This window comes from Flavobacterium sp. GCM10022190 (genome assembly GCF_042656445.1).
GTDB lineage: Bacteria > Bacteroidota > Bacteroidia > Flavobacteriales > Flavobacteriaceae > Flavobacterium > Flavobacterium nitratireducens.
On record NZ_JBHSOQ010000003.1, the window covers coordinates 180,099 to 199,796 of the forward strand.

13 protein-coding genes are annotated in these 19,698 nt (G+C 32.2%); 1 reads left to right on the plus strand and 12 read right to left on the minus strand.

What is annotated here, in order from left to right; genetic code table 11:
• Positions 1-11 precede the first annotated feature (11 nt).
• Complete coding sequence (locus tag ACFPTQ_RS10965; RefSeq protein ID WP_379777486.1) at positions 12-3,305, minus strand: DUF5107 domain-containing protein; 3,294 nt, start codon at positions 3,303-3,305, stop codon at positions 12-14.
• Positions 3,306-3,340: 35 nt separating this feature from the next.
• The gene (locus ACFPTQ_RS10970; RefSeq protein ID WP_379777488.1) at positions 3,341-4,738 is read right to left on the minus strand and encodes a sugar porter family MFS transporter; all 1,398 of its coding nucleotides are present in this window, start codon (positions 4,736-4,738) and stop codon (positions 3,341-3,343) included.
• A 134-nt stretch (positions 4,739-4,872) separates the two neighbouring features.
• On the opposite strand from ACFPTQ_RS10970, the gene ACFPTQ_RS10975 reads away from it, so the two are divergent.
• Positions 4,873-5,751, plus strand: coding sequence for an AraC family transcriptional regulator (locus ACFPTQ_RS10975; protein ID WP_379777490.1), 879 nt, complete (start codon positions 4,873-4,875; stop codon positions 5,749-5,751).
• A gap of 86 nt (positions 5,752-5,837) precedes the next feature.
• Here ACFPTQ_RS10975 and ACFPTQ_RS10980 read toward each other — a convergent pair whose 3' ends face one another.
• The 10 genes from ACFPTQ_RS10980 to ACFPTQ_RS11025 form a co-directional block, all read right to left on the minus strand.
• The gene (locus tag ACFPTQ_RS10980) at positions 5,838-6,662 is read right to left on the minus strand and encodes an SDR family oxidoreductase (protein ID WP_379777492.1); all 825 of its coding nucleotides are present in this window, start codon (positions 6,660-6,662) and stop codon (positions 5,838-5,840) included.
• A 215-nt stretch (positions 6,663-6,877) separates the two neighbouring features.
• Entirely contained in the window at positions 6,878-7,840 is a 963-nt protein-coding gene (locus ACFPTQ_RS10985; protein WP_379777494.1) for a M20/M25/M40 family metallo-hydrolase, read from the minus strand.
• 68 nt (positions 7,841-7,908) lie between these two features.
• Positions 7,909-8,241: an L-rhamnose mutarotase gene (locus ACFPTQ_RS10990; RefSeq protein WP_379777496.1), complete on the minus strand. Its 333-nt coding sequence runs from the start codon at positions 8,239-8,241 to the stop codon at positions 7,909-7,911.
• Between the two features lie 37 nt (positions 8,242-8,278).
• Complete coding sequence (locus ACFPTQ_RS10995) at positions 8,279-9,340, minus strand: sialidase family protein (RefSeq protein WP_379777498.1); 1,062 nt, start codon at positions 9,338-9,340, stop codon at positions 8,279-8,281.
• Between the two features lie 68 nt (positions 9,341-9,408).
• On the minus strand, positions 9,409-10,734 hold the full coding sequence (locus tag ACFPTQ_RS11000; protein ID WP_379777500.1) for a sugar MFS transporter: 1,326 nt from the start codon (positions 10,732-10,734) through the stop codon (positions 9,409-9,411).
• A 60-nt stretch (positions 10,735-10,794) separates the two neighbouring features.
• Positions 10,795-11,526 carry a copper homeostasis protein CutC gene (locus ACFPTQ_RS11005; RefSeq protein ID WP_379777502.1) on the minus strand — a complete coding sequence of 244 codons (732 nt, stop codon included), beginning with the start codon at positions 11,524-11,526 and terminating at the stop codon, positions 10,795-10,797.
• Positions 11,516-13,216 (minus strand): PNGase F N-terminal domain-containing protein, encoded by a 1,701-nt coding sequence (locus ACFPTQ_RS11010; RefSeq protein ID WP_379777504.1) that lies wholly within the window; start codon positions 13,214-13,216, stop codon positions 11,516-11,518. Before ACFPTQ_RS11010 ends, ACFPTQ_RS11005 begins: the two co-directional genes overlap by 11 nt.
• A 110-nt stretch (positions 13,217-13,326) precedes the next feature.
• Entirely contained in the window at positions 13,327-14,916 is a 1,590-nt protein-coding gene (locus ACFPTQ_RS11015; protein ID WP_379777506.1) for a SusD/RagB family nutrient-binding outer membrane lipoprotein, read from the minus strand.
• A 36-nt stretch (positions 14,917-14,952) separates the two neighbouring features.
• Positions 14,953-18,285, minus strand: coding sequence for a SusC/RagA family TonB-linked outer membrane protein (locus ACFPTQ_RS11020; protein WP_379777508.1), 3,333 nt, complete (start codon positions 18,283-18,285; stop codon positions 14,953-14,955).
• 527 nt (positions 18,286-18,812) lie between these two features.
• A complete protein-coding gene (locus ACFPTQ_RS11025; protein ID WP_379777510.1) occupies positions 18,813-19,694 on the minus strand; it encodes an endonuclease/exonuclease/phosphatase family protein in 882 nt (293 codons plus the stop codon).
• Positions 19,695-19,698: the final 4 nt, after the last annotated feature.

Consider the following 19,698-nt stretch of genomic DNA (forward strand, 5'->3'; position numbering starts at 1 on the left):
TAAACTAAATTTTACACCAAAAAAAATTTCAACAACATCGATATCAATGTTAAATGATACTGTACTCCTTGATGATTACTGTCCTTTTTTTGAGCTTCTCGCAAATGATACTCTGCTAAATTAAATTCATACAAACCTAAATACCCCAGCCCTAGCATATAATGGCAATGAATTTTATTTCGGAAAGTTAAATCATCCTCCCAGATCAATAAATCAGGTAATGATACGGCAAAATAATCCAATTTGATGATTGCATCCAGATGTTTCTCTCCAAAAGCAATTAATTTGTTAAATCTTGAATTTGCTTCTTCCGTTAATCCTAATTTCAAAAGTGCCATTCCTTGATAAAATATTTTATCTGGCTTTTGGTCGTTGTAAAAAATAGCTGCAGCTGGTTCTGTATTTCCATCCTTTGCTAACTCCCAATATTTTTTAGCTTCATCAAGTTGTGCCAAACCTTCATAAGCACAACCTAACCAATAGTAAAAATCATTTTCCTGAGCACCATATAATTTTCCTTCTCCTAGATTGTGTGGATACTCCAAACATTCATTCAATAATTGAATAGCTTCATTGTATTCATTTTTAACCAAATGTTGTTTTGCTAATTTAACTCTTGCCAACTGGTATTGTGCTGGAACTTTTCCTTCACCACCTTCCCAAGGATGGAAAATACGATTATCAATTAATGAAATCGCTTTGGCATAATCCCCTAATTGGTTACACAAAGTAACGTATTCCAAATATACATCATCACGTTGCTCCACCAAACTGTAATATTTTTCCAAAAAGGCTAATCGCTCAGAATGTGGTTTGCAAAGACGCTTGTACAATTGATCCAACTCCATCAGAATACGTGAATCACTTGTATCCAAAGAAAATGCTTTTTCCAGATATTGAAGGGCTTTTTGTTGCTGTTGTAATTTATTAAAATAGGCCAAAGAAAGGTTTCTCAACACCGTAGGGAATGTGCCGTCTATTGCAACCGATTTTTCCCAATTGGCAATAGCTTCCGGATATTGGCGTTTATCATACCACAAGTTGCCTAAATAATAAGGTGCTTTAGAATCTGTTGGATTTACTTTTTGTGCTGTTTCCAATGCTAAAATGGCTTCGAGACAATTAGGAAAACAATATTCTGGTGCATGATATGCTGCTTTTTCGAATGCCGTTTTAGCCTCTTTATTTGCTAATTGTAACGCCCAACCCATATAGTAAAAGGTCATTGGTGTTGTTTGACATACTTTAACTCCTTGTTCCAACAACAAAACAGCTTCATCGTACATTCCTGCTGCGATATAATCCAGTGCTACCACTTCATAATTATGAATTTCACCACGCATCAATCGATTCATTTCTTCCAATGTAGTAGCCGAATTTGAAATAAGATATTCTTCAAAACGACATCCAAAATTGAATAAGTCAATTTTCAAAGAATCTTCAATCAATGCTAAAGCTTCTTTATCTCTTCCTATCTTTCTTAAAATAGCTGTTTTTAAAGTTCGTGCCTTGTGATTGTGCCAATTACGAATTAAAGAATTATTAATTTCATACAGAGCATCCATCCAATTTTCTTGAACCGAAGAAATCTGCGCACAGCCAAAATAACCTGCATCCTGCATAGCTGCATTCCAACAAGACTTATAAAAAGCTGCATAGGCTTCTTTATTTTTTCCTTGATATTGCAAAGCTAGTCCCAGGTTATAGCGCGGTTCTCCATCATACGGATTTGGATTTCGCTGTAATTGGGTATCAATGGCCGCTTGGAAATATTTTTCTGATTCGGCAAATTTCCCACGTCGTAGCAACCAAAGCCCCATAGCATTATTATTTCGAACATCCGAAGGGTCTCTTTTCAAAGCTTCCTGATAATAATCCGTAGCGACATAAGTAGCATGACGGTATTGTTCTAAATGCAATCCTGTAAGATACAATTGCTCACAGCTTGGGGTTTCTTCTGGGGAGAGCGCTGGTTTTGCCGCTTCAGGAGTTTCCTTTGCTTCTTGTTCCTCTGCTTTAATACGTAACAATTCTCTTCCGTTTTCAGCATACACCGTTAATTTTAAATCGATGATAGCTGCATCTCCAATAGCAATTTCTTTTTCAAATACTTTTTCCGGTGATAAGTCTACAATTTCTTCAAAAAATCCTTCAAGTACTACCTTTGCATTTTTCTGTAGTGATGTAGCAAAAACTTTCACGATAGCTTTGTCGTCTATTTTATCTAAATTTAAAAGCAAATCCTGAGAGGCATTTTTGACTACTCCCAGTTCACGATACGGTAAAAAATATTGGGTAAATGTTTTTTCTTCATAAGGTTGCATCCAACTAAAATCGGGCTGATTGTCAGTATAAACCCCCGCCATCAATTCAATATAAGGTCCATCCTCATCGGTTAGATTTCTGTCCCATGCTTTTCCAAAATCTCCATTACCCCAAGTCCATTGTTTTTTTCCTGGTGAAATATGATGATTGGCTACGTGAAGTACACCAGCTTGTGTATCATTCTCATATCCACCCACAAAATTAAAATCCGAATTGATAGCCATGTAGGAAGTTGGAACAGGTATATTTTTATAATTCGAAATATCAACTCCTGCCGAATAATCTATTTTATAATAAGTTCCTGTTGCAATTGGGAATGTTGAAACATCACGTTTTCCATGGTCAAAAACAGCATGTACATCCGGTGGAAAAACAGATTGATAATGTTCGTTCACAGCCACTGCTGGATTTGCCCACCATAGAAAGGTTTGTGGAACTGGAGTTGGATTGTATAATTTACCTTTAATTTCCAAATATGCTTTTCCGGGATGCAAAGTAAAACCTGCCATGCCTTTTTGGTGGAACATTTTCTCGTTTTCGCTTACCCAAACGGTAATACTTCCATCGGCATTGTTTTCAATTGTATGATCTACGGGTAAAAAAGTACTCGGACGGTGATGTTGCGGCCAGTTGAACTCGATTCCGCCCGAAATCCAAGGCCCTGTAAGTCCTACTAAAGCTGGCTTGATCACCTGATTGTAATAAATAAAATGGCGTTGTTTGATTTTGTCATATGCCATTTGCACACGACCACCTAACTCTGGCAAAATCATTACTTTGATATATTCATTTTCTAAATACACCGCCTTATAGCTTTTATCTTTTTTTTCATCGGCTATTTTCTCCACTACGGGATAAGGATACACCACACCACTACTCCCTTGATATACTCGTTTTTCAAGAAATATTGGATTTTTTTCGGCTTTTCCTATTTCGTATGTAGGAATGATTACCTCTTCTTGCCAAGCTTTAACACTCATTACTATACTTTTAAAATTATATTTTACTTGACGAATTATTTAACCAATTCACTTTCAATTTCCTCCAAACTTTTCCCTTTAGTTTCTGGTAGATTCTTACGAATAAAAAAGAAACCGAACAAACAGACCAAAGCATAGACCCAAAAAGTACCTGCAGCGCCAAGTCCCTTATTCAATATTGGAAAAGTGTATGTAAGTATAAAACAGGCTATCCATAAAACAAATGTGGCCAATGCCATTGCTGCACCTCTAATTTGATTTGGAAAAATCTCTGAAAGAATAACCCATGTAATGGGAGCTAAAGACATTGCATATATCCCTATGCCAGAAACAACTAATGATAAAACAGCAATACCTTTTAATTCGAAATAAAAAGCACTACCAATAAAAATATAAACAATTGCGAGACCGATTGCCCCAAATACCATCAGTTTTTTTCTTCCCCATTTATCAACAGTGAACATAGCAATAAGTGTAAAAATTAAATTGACACTTCCGGTAATCACAATATTAAAAAGAGTATCACTCACTCCATATCCGGCAGCAGTAAATATTTCATCAGCATAATTAAAAATGGTATTAATACCACACCATTGTTGAAAAACAGCCAATACTACTCCAATAATCAATACTTTTCGATATTTCGAATGAATTAATAACTTAAAATCAACTTTCTCTGTAACATCATTCAAAGTTGCTTTAATATTTTTCATTTCTTCTTGAGCATAGCACTCTCCTCCTATTTTACTTAAAGTTGGTAACGCTTTTTCAGGTTGACCAGCTTTAATCAGCCAACGTGGACTTTCGGGAAGTGTAAAAACCAACAGGAAAAAAATTGCCGAGGGTATTGCACAAGCATAAAACATCCATCGCCATCCTGTTTGTCCGTTCCATGATTCACGAATAAAAACATCAGTTACTCCGTCAGGAACTTTATCAGCAATTAGCAAATTAATTATTTGAGCGGCGAGTATACCCACAACGATGGTCATTTGATTTAGAGAAACAAAACGCCCCCTAAGGTGAGATGGAGCTACTTCGGCTATATACATAGGCGAAAGTGCTGATGCCAAGCCAATTCCTACTCCCCCTAGTATTCTAAATATAACAAATATCAAATATGAAGAAGCTAAACCTGTACCCAATGAAGCAACAGTGAACAAAAATGCAGACAGAAGCAATGGCCACTTACGGCCAAATTTATCACTTATTACTCCCGATACAACTGCACCAAGAATACAACCTATCAATGCCGAACTCATAGCCCAAGCTTGTAAATTAGCCGATGTAGTGATATCAAAAAAGCGTTCATAAAATGGTTTTGCTCCTCCTATTACCACCCAGTCGTATCCAAAAAGTAAACCACCCATAGCGGAAACCATCGAAATAGCAAACAAATAAGATTTATTAATTACATGCATGTTACTGGTCATAGAATTGTTTTTAAAAAAAATTTATACACTAACAAAAATACATTTCCCTTCTAAATGAGAAATGGATGATTTATTGAATAAAATAGACTATCTTACGACACTATTACATTTTTAAATACAATAATAGCTTTAGAATGAACAATCTGCCGAATCGAAAAATAAAAGAGGGCTTTTTAGGACAAACCATGGCTGTCTTATCTTCTGAAGAGCAAAAGAAAATAACAAATCATCCATTTTATCAAAATCTTTTTACTGATGCAATAGGATATTTCCCAAATGCAGAACATCATAACCGCTCTAGAAAAAACGGAATTGCAGAATATATTTTCCTATACTGTATAAAGGGAGAAGGCTGGATTATCATAAATAAAAAAACGATAAAATTAACTCCAAACACTGCTTTTATAATTCCTAAAAATACTCCCCATAAATATGGTAGTTCAGCAAATAATCCTTGGAGCATCTATTGGATCCATTTTTCAGGAATATATGCTTCTACTTTTTATGAGCGATTTTCACAAAACAAAGAAAACGCTGTTGCAATTGCCTATGACGAAAGTAAACTGAGTGTATTGAAAGAAATAATAACCGTTTTAGAAAATGAATTGACAGAAGAAAGAATTGAAATACTACATTTCAAGCTCATTAATTTTTTAAGCTCAATATCATACTCTAATGTATTAGAAAATTTGGTTACGGATAATATAAGTTTGTCTATAAGCTTTATGAAGACCAACTTAAATCAAACTATGACAATTGAAAAACTAGCTAATCAGGCTTGCTATTCGGTTTCGAGGTATTCAGAACTTTTTAAGAAAAAAACGGGCTATTCACCTATTTTATATTTTATACGATTAAAAATTCAGAAAGCTTGTGAATATCTCTATTTTACGAACCTGAGTATAAAAGAAATATGCAAAGAAGTAGGCTTTGAAGACCCTTATTATTTTTCGAGAATGTTTAAAAAACAAATTGGATTATCACCCATGCAATACAAGAAATCCATTTGTTAATAGAATAGTATAAATCAATATTTGAAATACGTAACTCCAAAAAAAAGGTCGCCTTTTTAGACGACCTTCTTAAATTTATTCTATAATTATACTCCGCTAAAAGCGCTAAAACCTCCGTCAATAGGAATTACAACTCCTGTTACAAATGAAGAAGCATCATCACATAAATAAAGAGTTGAACTTACTAAATCTTCAGGTTCACCAAATCTACCCATTGGAGTTTGACCTATAATTGTATTTCCTCTTGCAGTTAATTCTCCATCAGCAGTTGTCAATAAAGTTCTATTTTGATCTGTTAAAAAGAATCCTGGAGCGATTGCATTAACACGAATTCCAACTTTAGAAAAATGTACTGCTAACCATTGCGTAAAGTTAGAAACCGCTGCTTTTGCACCACTGTAAGCAGGTATTTTTGTTAAAGGAGTAAAAGCATTCATCGAAGAAATATTCAAAATGCTGCATCCTTTTTTACCAATCATATCTTTTGCAAAAATTTGTGTTGGTAATAAAGTTCCAATAAAGTTTAAGTTGAAAACAAATTGAATTCCTTCTGAATCCAAGTCAAAAAAAGTTTTGAAACCTTCTGTTGTATTTTTCAAATCTTCTTCAACTAAAAATGGATTTGTTGTTGTTCCTAATGGATGGTTTCCTCCAGCACCATTAATTAAGATGTCACAACTTCCTAGTTTTTCATTGATTTCTTTTCTAGCTTCTTCCAAAGAATCTTTCACTAATACATTGGCTGCAAATCCTAGGGCTACTCCACCTTCTGCATTAATTTCATCAGCAACTTTATCCGCTGCTTCTTTTTTCAAATCTAAAACGGCAATTTTATGTCCTTGCTTAGCTAATGCTTTTGCTAAAGTACTACATAAAATTCCACCCGCTCCAGTTACTACTACTGTTTTCATTCAACTATTTTTTATATTTGTGGTTATTAATTTCCACAAAAATATAGTTATTTATTGAGCTATATATGTAATTTGATTGTTATTTCTAATCATTTTAAAAAAAATTGTTAGAAAAAAAACTAAATATTCAATAAGAAATTTTGTTGATTAATCTCTATTTAAACATTTTCTGACTTTCTTAAAGATTTAAGAACTACAATAATCAAAAACAGCTACTAATCTTGCTTAATGAAATATAAATTTTGAGAATAATTGGCCATTGAAATTAAGGCATTAAAAATATAATTAGTTACTAGAGCTCCTCCTTCTAAGTTGATTAAATCGATATCATCCTCCGGTGTGTGATATTGTGGATGACCTCCTGTATGAAAACCAACGGCTGAAATTGACGATTTATAAAAAGAAACATGATCCGAACCACCTACTCCTCCAGCGTGTATAACGGGATTTAACCCACTATTTTCAGTAAGTTTCTTCATTAAACTAACCCCCTCAGGAAATGTTCCAGCACCTCCCATATAAAGTTGCTTTTCGGCATTTAATCGACCCACCATATCCATATTGAGCATAACTTTTACCGCTTCTTTAGGAACAGCCAAATGATTAATAAAATATTTTGATCCCAATAATCCTTCTTCTTCTCCACTAAAAGAGACGAAAATAATACTTCGTTTTGGCTTCACTTTCAATTTAGAAACTTTCTCCAAAATACATAATAAAGCCGATACTCCAGAAGCATTATCATCAGCACCATTATGAATCGCCACTGTATCTTTCTTTTTACTACTTGAGCCTATTCCGCCCCATCCCCAATGGTCATAATGTGCTCCAATAACGATAAACTCATTTTTGAGTTGGCTATCCGATCCTTCAATATAACCTATTACATTTTGTGTTTGCACACTATCCGAAGGCATTTTATTAATCCCCTCTTTTACAAAAACTTTAAATGGCTGATAATAATTACCATTGAAACTTTTTAAATCATACTTCTGAAAATACTTCTTGATGTATGCTGCTGCATCGTTGTTTCCTTTTGTTCCTGGAAAGCGTCCTTCCAATTTGTCTGAGGACAAATATTTGTCGTGCTTATAAAATCTTTTCTCCAAACATTTATTTTGAGCATTAATTGTACAACAAAAAAATAGTGTAATAAATAATACTGATTTCCATTCCATTCTTTTCGTTTTAATGATGATAAACATATTTTTTATACGAGGTTTAAAAATTAATAAATAAGAAGAAATTATTTTAACTCGAAAATTTTATCCATTAGCATCCATTTTTCACCAGGTTGAGCTCCTGGAAGGGCTTTTTGAAATTTCCACATTAGCTCTTCCCATTCTTGTACTTTTGGATTGCTGGCATCCAATTTTGATTTTTCTTCAAATGAAAAAGAATCTTCTGCTTCAATAATCATAAAAAGTCGGTCCTGAACAGAATAAATATCAAGATTTTTGATTCCAGAAGAGGTAATACTCTCAATGATTTCGGGCCAAACATTTTGATGAAATTGTTTGTATTCTTGAATTAAGTCGGGATCATTTTTTAAATCCAAAGCAAGACAATATTTTTTCATTATTATATTGATAATTATAATTTTAAACAGTAAATAGTTATTTTTTTAATTTGAAATTCACATAATTAATGTATTTCCTGTTATGGGTATATACAATATGAATTTGAGCATTTTTGGTTTGAATTATGGCAGGATAACTAAATTCTCCTTCCGTTTGATTTTCAAGATCAATTAGTTTTTCCCATTTTAATCCATCACTGGAATATTCTACATCCAAAATATTTCTTCCATAAAACCAGTCTTTTCCTTGAGGTAATGGATTATTAACTAATAAAAATCCTTTAGAGGACAATTGCAATGCGTCAATACCAGAATTAGAATTAACTACATTTATCATTTCTGCATTCGACCACGATTTACCTTTGTCGTAAGACCAACTAGTAATGAGTTTATTATGCTTACTCCTGAATAACAATTGTATTTTATCTTTTGAATGAACTAAAATCGTTGGCTGAATAATATCATATTCTTTATCATTTGGAATTTGAATTTTCGACCAAGTGTCGGTCAATTCGTTATAGATTTCCATATGGGCTCTCCATTTATTGTCGATCACACTCTCTGTGCTGCTTCCACATAAAATAATTCCAGGACTTACCTCAATTGCTTTATTTCTGATGGGGCCTAAAAATCCTTCTGGTAAATAATTGGGAGAAGACCAAGTCGTTCCATTGTCTGTAGAAGTAATCATAGCACCAAACCATTCTCTAGGATTTTTACCCACTTTGTAGAAAAGATATAACTTTTTTGTTTTGTGACTCTTAAACAAAACAGGATTCCAGCACGCTAAAGTATCTCCTTTAATAACCGGAGGTTTAACGGTAATTTGAGGAGTGGACCAAATCCCATCGTTTAATTTCGAAACATATATTGCTACATCCTTAGCCCCTTCATAACTACCTCCAAACCATGCCGCCATGATTTGATTTGGCAAAAATTCAACAAGTGTTGCTGCGTGACTATTGGCCGATACAGCTGGATTTGCGATATATTCAGACTTCAAATTAAAAATACTGGGTTTTCTAAGTACAGAACTACAAGAAAAACACATTGAAATTAGCAAAATAATTGGAAAATATTTTGATTTTAAATGCTTCATAAGATATAAAGTAAAACATTAAATTATTAGCTATAAAAAACTATAATTTATATTTTAAAATTTGTTTACTATTTCTTCAATCCTAGTTTATGTCCTGCAACAGCATAATATAAAATAACCAAATAACAAGGTAATAATATCCAATAACCTTTAGTTGAGGCCATTGCAGTTGCCATTGTATCTGTCATACCTTGAGACAAATAATCTGCCTTATTTGCATCAACTAAATTCCCGTACAAAGGAGGTATAATTGCCCCTCCCGAAATTGCCATAATTAATAATGCTGAAGCTGTCTTTGTAAATTGTCCCAATCCTTTCAAAGTTAATGGCCAAACAGCAGGCCATACTAGCGCATTAGCCATACCTAAAGCAGCAACAAACAAAACAGATGTAAAACCGGAAGAAAACACAATACAAAATGACAAAACAATTCCAATTATTGCACTTGCTTTTAAAGCAAATGTTTGCGAAATGTATTTAGGAATTAGAAATGCTCCTAAAGCATAAGTTGCTACCATCGCTAACAAAGTAAATGTGGTAAAAAATTTAGCATCCGCAACTGGAATTCCAAGTGCAATTCCATAGGCTATAATCGTATCACCTGCAATCACTTCTACTCCAACATACATAAAAAGCGTTAAAACACCTAACCATAAATGTGGAAATTGGAAGATGCTTGTTTTAGTTGTTGCCCCCTCTTCTGTTTCTTGAATTGGTTCAGCTTCTACATCCGGTAGAGGCGCTTTTCTAATTAGCAAACCTAAAACAAATAAAACGCAAGCCATAATCACATAAGGCATCACAACACTATCGGCCATTGTGTTTAATAATTCGGCTTTTTCTTGGGCAGTTACTAGCTCCAATTTTTCTTTAATTTCATCAATTCCAGACAACAATAATGCTCCAAAAATAAGAGAACCTAAAGCACCCGCTACTTTATTGGCTATCCCCATAATAGAAATTCGCTTAGCAGCACTTTCTATTGGTCCCAAAATTGTAATATACGGATTAGAAGCTGTTTGCAATAATGTCATTCCTGCTCCTTGAATAAAAATACCAGTCAAAAACATCCAATACGTTCTGGCCTCAGCGGCTGGAATGAATACTAAAGCACCAACGCCCATAACAAATAATCCTAAAGACATCCCTTTTTTATATCCAATTTTAGATAGAATATAAGAAGCTGGCAATGCCATCACCACGAAAGAAATATAAGAAGCTGAAGCTACTAATAAAGATTGCGCCGAAGTAAGTTCATTGATCGTTTTCATAAACGGAATCAAAGCCCCGTTTATCCAAGTAACAAATCCAAAAATAAAAAATAATCCAGCTATGATTAGTATTGGTATTAATGTCGAGTTCTTAGTTTCCTGAAGTGATGTCGTATTACTCATAATTTATTATTTACATTTTTATATTTTTCATTTTATTCTTTGTTGAAGCATGTTTTTAGACTAACATAAATCAACAATATTTTTTATTTTATTGAAGTCGGAATGGACTATAATATTTTCGTCAAAAAAAGAAACACTATTCATGGAGATAGCTCCAACACCATCAATATATTCAATTGTTGATGCAGAGCAATGAATTTCTTTAAATCCCGCTGCTTTAAACTCCAAAACATTCCCTGAATTAATACCTCCGCCAGGTAAAATGCTTAATTTATTTTTGGCCCCATTTTCTAATTCTTTAAGAAGTTCGATTCCCTGTTGAGCAGTACTACATTTCCCTGATGTTAAAATTCGATCTACTCCCATATTCATTAACAATTCAAGAGCTTCAAACGAATCATCAACCCAGTCAAAAGCCCTATGAAAAGTAAAACTTAAAGGGTGCGATAAAGTTATTAACTCCTTAGTTCTACTACTATCAATTGTTTTATCCTTATTCAGAATACCTGATACGATACCCTTACATCCTAAGGATTTACACATTTCAATGTCTGCTTTCATGATTTCGAACTCTTCCTCAGAGTAGGTGAAATTTCCACTACGTGGGCGAATTAAAACATGAACAGGAATCGTAACATTTTCAATTACCTTTTTAATAAGACCATAAGAAGGTGTAATACCTCCTAAAGCCAATTCAGAACATAATTCAATACGATCTGCACCCGCATTTTGGGCATTAATTGCTGATTGGTATGATGAAGCACAAATTTCTAGGATCATTTTATTTTGCATTATTTTTCAACTTTTGACCTACAATTACACCTGAAACATTCCAATGATTAGTGCTCTGACCTTCATTTGGACCCTGCTCAATTACAACCTCTATAATATGTTTACCAATACTTAATTTAGGTAATGGAATACTATATGGAGGTGTCAAAGTACCAGGACACCAGTTAGAACGACTTAAATCACTTGAAGATAAACCATCGGAAAAATTCCCAGAGGCAGGATTAGATAAACGGTAAGTCCCACAATCGGTACGCCAAGGTACAATTTTAAAAACTTCTTGTCCATCGATAAATACCTTATTCATTCTTGGTACAAACTCATCTCCATTCCCCCAGCCACCATGGCCCGTTGTAGTATACAAAAGCGCTGTATTTTGAAGTTCATCATTAATTTCAAAATTAACTTTCAAAGTATCATTTGCAAAAAGACCCCCATAATTTTGACCAGACATCTCTAATGTATTTACAGTTGAAAATAAAGGGTCGATATATTTTATAATATCTGTTTTAAAATTATTTGAATCTAGTTTAGGGTATATATCTAGCTCTAAACTTATTATATGTCCTCCAAAATCGTAATTACCAATAAAAGTTCCTATCCAAATTTCATCTTCATTAGTAGGTATAACCGAAGTAACTTCTGCTTTATATACAACTTCTTTAGCCCAATTGTAATTATTAATTTTTCTTTTTTCATTAAAAAAATTAACACCAAATGGAGTAAAAAAACGCATAATTTCTATTGCTGGAGTGTATTCTTTCTCTTTGATAAATCCTTGATATTGATTGCCTTTTTTATCAATATAAACCGGCAATTGATTTAATCCTTTTAAATAGGCGTCAAGTAAATTAATTGTCCCTTTTTTTGAAGTTGGAATAACAAAAACCGAACCTGTTCTATCATAAGCGTCACCGTTAGATTTACAGCTTAGTTTTGCAAAAATGGCTTGACTATTTTTTAATTCTTGAGTAATTTTTATTTTTTTTAAAACAACACTCCCATTAGAAAAATGATATACTTTATCTAATACAAGATCCTCTTCTTTGGGAACAATTCTCTTGGGATCAAAATTGATATTTTCATTATCAAATACTGAAAGTTTTTTAAATCGTGAGTTAATAATAATTTCTTCAAATTCAGATTTATCAACAACAATTGAATTATTATTAAAGTTTATAAAGGGTTGATAGTTTTTTTCTTTAGATATTTCTTTAGCAATTAAAGTTTGATTTCCATTATAAACCATTTGCATAACTAAAGCATTTTTGGAAGGTATGTAGGTACTATTTGGTGTCCCCTTAACATTGGATTTTTCAGTATACCAAATATCAATTTTATTTGAGAAATAGGAATAGCTAAGGTGTTTACAATTATATCCTAAAATAACTCGAGTATCCTTTTCTAATTTTGGTATAGGTAAACTATCAAAAGGGATCACTTTTTTGAAAACTTTATCTTCATACAAAATGGAACTAATTGTATTTGAATTATCTAAATCAATGTATTGTTGAACTTTATCTGACTTATTTGTCAAAAACACCATACCTTTTTGATAATAAAACTCAGTAATCCGATCCGTTTTTTTTCCATTAACATACTGATCATAACTTACTCTATAGGTTTCCAATTTATCTTGACTAAATGAAATAAAAGGAATAAAAGCTATTAATAATTTGAAGAATCGGAACATTTTTTTTCTATTTTTTATATTTCTTTAATAGAAGAGATTGATATTAAATAAATAGAGGTAAGCTTTAAAACTTACCCCTATTTACTATTCATCTACTATATATTATGCAATTATTTAGCCCAGAAAAGTTTATTAGTCAAATTATCATTAGCTTTTACAGCTTGGTAATTTGCTGAGTTTCCTGTAATCTCACTAGTAGGATAAATCCATCTATTAGGAGGCAAAGTAAGTGCGTTTGCAGTATCCGGTTTAAACGATAAAGAAGGTAAACCTAATCTTCTAATTTCTGCCCAACTTTCGTGTAACTGAACAACACTAAAGTGTAACCATTTTTGTGTTGCTATTAGAGCTAGTTTTTGTGCTTTAGTCGTTGCATTATCCCAGTTTATGTTAGACTTTTGAAGATAAGTTGTGATTTCATTTTGATTCAAAGGAACTAAAGTTGGGGCTGTACCTGCATCTGCAGACAAAGCTCTAATACTGTAATAATAATTAACAGATTGCGAAATTGCAGCTTCATAACTAGCTTTAGCCATAGCGTCATTACTAGCATTTAAATAAGCTTCTGCTTTTAATAAATTAACTTCTGCTGCATTTATCAAAACACCTGGGAAATATTGGTTACGACTAAAAGTAGCAGTATTATATCTTGAAACCACACCTGAGTTCACTTGTGTTGTTTGAGTTGCACTTAAGCCAAGTGGATCTAAACCTAAATAGGAATTAGGTGCAGCATTTATTCCTGGTTCAAACATCACTCTTAGTCTTGGATCTTCATTAGTTACCATATGATCAATAATAGCTTTACCTGCTAAGTTTCCATTATCATCTTCTAAGCCAGAACGGAATCCTATTGAATTAATTTCAGTACTTAAATCATTAACTTTAATTTGAACATTTTGAGCATTATTAGCAATCAAAGGATATAAAGTTGGATTAGCTAATATAGCAGCAATTTCTGCTTGAGCTCTTGATTGAAAATCGGATGTAGCAGAAACTCTAGTTAAAATTCTCAAACGCAAAGAGTTACAATACATTTTCCACTTACTTACATCTCCGTTATTTACAAAATCTTGCTTTTTAAAAGCTGTTTGTATACCCGTAGGTACTGACATCGTATTTAATTCTTCAGAAATAGATTTTAAATCATCCATCATTTTAGTATAAATACTTTTTGCTGTATCATATTTTGGTAATGAACCTATATAATCACCATTATTTGTACTCAACATACCTGCTTCTGTAAATGGAATATCACCATGCAAATCGACAACTTTTTGCAAATGATCATACAAATAAATTTTACCAGCAATCATAAAAATTTTATAATTTGCCTTCTCAGTATCAGATAAGGTATTGTTAATTTTTTCCATTTCACGATATTGCGTTAAAAATGAATAAAAATTAATCCAACGATCCGTAATTGCAGCCGCTCCCGGAACATACTGATTATCTGAATTTACCCATCCAACTGCTTGAGTGTAATGGTTCAGGGTAGATCTCAAAACTACATAGTAATTCCAATAAGCTGGAAGTACATACTCTCTATTACTATATAAAAGTCCTGCAAATTGCTTATCTAAAGTTGTAGTTGATACTTTTGAAGGATTTGCATAATTTTCACTAAAATCTTCCTTTGTACATGCATTGAACGACATAGCCGCAACCAGTACACCAAGGATTATTGATACTTTTCTCATATAAAATATTTTTAAAATTCTAAATTAATCATGTAATTATAAGCTAGCTCTCAACATTAAACCATAGGTTCTAGAAGATGGGTTAGTACCTGTATTATTTACGTTTTGAAACCATCTTGATCCTGCAGTCGTTTGTTCTGGATCCATATCTTTAATTGTTCTATAGATAAAAAACAAGTTTCTACCGTAAACAGATAAATTAAATTTAGAAAACCCAATTTTCTTCAAAATAGATTGAGGAATATCATAACCAAAAGATAATTCTCTTAACTTAACATAACTATTTTCTTTAACATACAACTCATAACGAGTATTAGGGCTGTATTGTGGACCTCCCCAGTTGTATACAGTATTATAATAAACAGCTTGAGAAACAACTCTATTATTTGGAGTTCCATTTGCTAAAACACCATCTAACAACATACCATCATGATATACTTTTTCACCGTTAGGACCAGCTGTTGCTCCAGATGTTAATTGTACATTGTAAGTTCCATTATTATAATATGTTAAACCACCGCGTTCAGTATCCATATTATTAAGACTTTCTTCTGTAAGTCCACGGCTTGTCATCCAGTTAATACCTGTAGGCATAACTGAACCACCATATCTATAATCGATATTTACATTCAGAGATAAGTTTTTATATGAAAACGTGTTAATGAAACCTCCAATTAATTTAGGCATTACATTACCTGCCTTAACCATTTTATTAGCATCCACTTTATACAATCCATTTGGATCTACAATTTTATTACCATTAGCATCAGTAGCAACTGGGTGAACATATAAATCACCCATTGATTGTCCAACTATAGATTTTAGTACAGCTGCATTACCGTCGTAATCAGCATGAACAATTTCTGTTAAACCTGGTGCTAATCTTTCAACTTTATTTTTGTTTTTAGATACATTCAAAATTGAGTTCCATTCAAAATCATTTGTTTTTATAGGAGTTACATTAATCCCTAACTCAAGACCCGTATTTCTCAATGTTCCTACATTGGCATAAATTGAACGTGATCCAGAAGTAATAGGTAAAGTTAATGGTAAAAGTTGATCAACTACTTGTGCATTGTAGTATGAGAAATCAATACCAAATCTATTATTAAACATTTTAGTTTCTAAACCAAATTCATATTCGTGTTTTTTCTCTGGTCTAATTTTATCATTACCATACTCATTATTATTAACAATAGTATACACTGGCTGTGACAAACCTTGAGAACCCAAGGAATTTTGTATGTAAGCAACATTTGCATCATAAGCTCCAGGATAGTTACCTACTATTCCCCAAGAAGCTCTTAATTTTCCATAATTTAAAAATTCTGGCATTTTAAACGCATCTGTAAATACAAAACTTGAATTTACTGAAGGATAAGAAAATGCATTTTGAGTAGGGTTCATAGTTGAAATTCTATCTCTTCTGAAAGTACCTTCTAGAAATAGATAATTTTTATAATCAAAACCAATTGTAGTTAAAAATGCTTCTTTAGTAACATTCGATCTATTGTTATTAGAATCAGCTTTGTTTACTGATGCTTTTAAGTCAAACCAATTTTCCGAAGTTAAACCTCCACTTGTATTAATTCTAGATTCAGTGGACATTTCCTTTGAACCATTATAACCAACCATTGCAGTAAAATTTAAATCTGAAGTAATTGCTTTGTTGTAGGTCATTAATAAATCACCATACAATATGTTCGCATTATAACTCTCTACACCAAAATAACCTGAATTACCAAAAGCTAAAGGAATCTCAGTTGAATTTTTAGCCTCAGCAGTACGAGTTGTAAAATCATTAGATACTCTAGCTCTTAATTTTAAATCATCCCTGATTTCCCAAGTATTAGTAACAACAGCAATTACTCTATTACTTAATTCTTTATATCTGTTTTCATTTACTCTCCAAACATAATCAAGAATGTCAGCTTTGTATCCATTATAGATTATATTTTCTGAAGGAGTAAAACTTTGATTTGAACCTGTTACAAAACGATAACCTAAAGAAGTTTTATATTTATTTAAATACCAATCTCCATTATCAAAACGCCCCATCATACCAGTAAAATTATTAATCATTCTATCGATTGAATAAGGTCTATTATTCACCGTTTGATTAATATAATTTATAGTGATATCAGTTGTAATCTTATTAGAAGTTTTAAAAGAAGTATTTAAATTAAAAATATTCTTTTTGTTTTCTGAACCAATACTTTGACCTTCGTTGTCTTGATGTGTAAAAGCAAAACGAGTATTTGATTTTTCAGTTACATTCGCAATCGAAATGTGTTGGCTTGAATTATGAGCTGTTTGAAATAAATTTTTATAATTGTCCTTTTGAGCAACATATGGTCTTATAACACCATCCCATGACATAATTGGTTGTCCATCGAACTTAGGACCAAAATTTACAGTGGCTTGAAGTAACCCTCTGATATCTTTTATATTATCACCATTAGTATCATAATAAATAAAACCTTTATCATCCTGTCCATTATTCAAATAATTGATTGGATACCCTCCTCCTCTTACATTTTGATATCTTGGTAAATAAGCCACTTCGTCAATACTTGTTGTTGCAGCAAAATCTACACTTACTCCTCTATCTGACTTTTTACCTTTTTTTGTAGTAACTAAAACCACACCATTTACCGCCTCTGAACCATACAGGGCAGCTGCAGAAGCACCTTTTAATATCGAAATACTTTCAATATCTTCAACATTTAAATCAAGAAGTCCATTCCCTCTCAAACGCTGATCATTCCAATAGTTATTATTTGAAACCTCACCATCTCTAATTGGTACTCCATCCATAACAATAAGTGGCTGACTTTTACCTGTAATCGATTTTACACCTCGAATGGTAATATTGGCAGCACTTGTAGAACCTCCGGCTGTAGATGCAATTTGCACCCCTGTTGCTTTACCATACAAGGCTGTTGCAAAATTGGTTGGAGCCGACTTAACAATATCCTCAGATTTTATGGTATTAGTTGCATACCCCAAAGATCTTTGTTGTTTTTTTATACCCAATGAAGTAACAACAACTTCTCCTAATTGATTAGAATCTTCAGATAAAGAAACATTAATTACACTTTTACCGTTTACTGCAACTTCTTTTGGAGTGTAACCTACATATGTAAATACTAAAATAGCATTGCTATTTGGTACTTTAATAGTATATTTTCCATCAAAATCTGTTGAAATCCCCCCCTTAGCGTCTCCTTTTACCATAACATTTGCACCAGGCAAAGACATCCCTCCTTTTGCATCTGTTACTGTTCCTGTAACTGTCATTTGAGCTTGAACATTATTAAAACTGAACAAGCAAAACACCAACAGTACCTTTAGTACGTTCTGAACCATAAATTAAAATTTTAAGTTAATATTGAATTGTGTTTGAGTTAATCTTAAGTTAAAAGTAAATATCAATACCTTTATTTGATGCATAATTTCGACAAACAGCGTTTCTGAATAGACGTTGGTTAATTTTTACCGAAAATAAATGATTTTCAAGGCTTCAATCAGTTAAAATAATTGCTAAAAAACAGTTTTAAAGATGTATTTCAACTAAAAAATCATCCAAAAAAACACTTGTTAAAATTTTAACATTTTAACATTTTTTTAAGAAAACAACAACAATATAAGCATCAAAAAACTAAAAACAAGAAAAAAAAATCAACAAACAAACAATTTTAACACAAAAAAAGCAATTTATAAAGTGGTAACAAAAAATTAAAGAAAAAAATTTGTGAAAATTTATATCCTATAGAATGAAATCAATAAAAATGTGATAAACAGAAGAGCACAATCCTAGTGCTTTTAATTAGATATTAATCTAAATTTAAAACAGCAAGATTGTGCTCTTAATTATGAAAAACGTAAAATTAGCTTTATAACATTGTTGCTTCTATGAATACAGCTAAATGATCGGAAGGATACCTACAATTTTGAGAATCACTTAAGATTGCAAATTTTTGAACTCGAATATTTTTTTTACTGGTAAAAATATAATCTATACGTTCTGTTACTGGTTTTAAAAAATTAAATCCATTAAAAGTCCCTTCAGGTCCAAATGGTTTATTGATACTTACAGATTTAGAATCGTTAAAAACATTAGAAAGATATTGAATTGGTTCGGATTGAGGCTCTAAATTGAAATCCCCCATTAAAACTACAGGCAATTTCCCTACATTCATTTCATTAATTTTCGATACTATAAGGCTAGCACTTTTTATTCGAGCTTGATTACCTATATGATCAAAATGAGTATTAAAAACAAAGAAACGATTTTTTGTTTTTTTATCAATTAACAATACATATGTGCAAATTCTTTCCATGGAAGCATCCCAACCTACCGATACTTTATTAGGTGTTTCTGATAACCAAAAAGTACCTTGTTTTAAAACATCAAATTTATTTGAATTATAAAAAATGGCACTAAACTCTCCTTTTGATGCTCCATTATCTCTACCAACACCTACAAATTTATAATCAGTAAAAAAAGTATCAATGTAATCTACTTGATGACCTAAGCCTTCCTGGATTCCAAAAATATCTGGATTATAAAATGCTATTTGACTACATAAAAAGTCTTTTCGTTTAGACCATTGATTTTCTCCATCGCCAGTATTATCGTAACGAATATTATACGTCATAATTCGATACGATTGGGATTTAACAAAACTTGGAAAACTAATAAAAGCCAAAAGGATTAAAATGGACTTTTTAAATAATACTAACGCTGAGAAATCTTTAAGACTAATTTTTAACATCGAA

Coding starts and splice junctions, on each gene's coding strand:
- ACFPTQ_RS10970 (WP_379777488.1), bottom strand. CDS start 4,738: ATGACCAGTAACATGCATGTAATTAATAAATCTTATTTGTTTGCTATT.
- ACFPTQ_RS10975 (WP_379777490.1), top strand. CDS start 4,873: ATGAACAATCTGCCGAATCGAAAAATAAAAGAGGGCTTTTTAGGACAA.
- ACFPTQ_RS11020 (WP_379777508.1), bottom strand. CDS start 18,285: ATGGTTCAGAACGTACTAAAGGTACTGTTGGTGTTTTGCTTGTTCAGT.
- ACFPTQ_RS11000 (WP_379777500.1), bottom strand. CDS start 10,734: ATGAGTAATACGACATCACTTCAGGAAACTAAGAACTCGACATTAATA.
- ACFPTQ_RS11010 (WP_379777504.1), bottom strand. CDS start 13,216: ATGTTCCGATTCTTCAAATTATTAATAGCTTTTATTCCTTTTATTTCA.
- ACFPTQ_RS11005 (WP_379777502.1), bottom strand. CDS start 11,526: ATGCAAAATAAAATGATCCTAGAAATTTGTGCTTCATCATACCAATCA.
- ACFPTQ_RS10990 (WP_379777496.1), bottom strand. CDS start 8,241: ATGAAAAAATATTGTCTTGCTTTGGATTTAAAAAATGATCCCGACTTA.
- ACFPTQ_RS10985 (WP_379777494.1), bottom strand. CDS start 7,840: ATGGAATGGAAATCAGTATTATTTATTACACTATTTTTTTGTTGTACA.
- ACFPTQ_RS11015 (WP_379777506.1), bottom strand. CDS start 14,916: ATGAGAAAAGTATCAATAATCCTTGGTGTACTGGTTGCGGCTATGTCG.
- ACFPTQ_RS10980 (WP_379777492.1), bottom strand. CDS start 6,662: ATGAAAACAGTAGTAGTAACTGGAGCGGGTGGAATTTTATGTAGTACT.
- ACFPTQ_RS10995 (WP_379777498.1), bottom strand. CDS start 9,340: ATGAAGCATTTAAAATCAAAATATTTTCCAATTATTTTGCTAATTTCA.
- ACFPTQ_RS11025 (WP_379777510.1), bottom strand. CDS start 19,694: ATGTTAAAAATTAGTCTTAAAGATTTCTCAGCGTTAGTATTATTTAAA.
- ACFPTQ_RS10965 (WP_379777486.1), bottom strand. CDS start 3,305: ATGAGTGTTAAAGCTTGGCAAGAAGAGGTAATCATTCCTACATACGAA.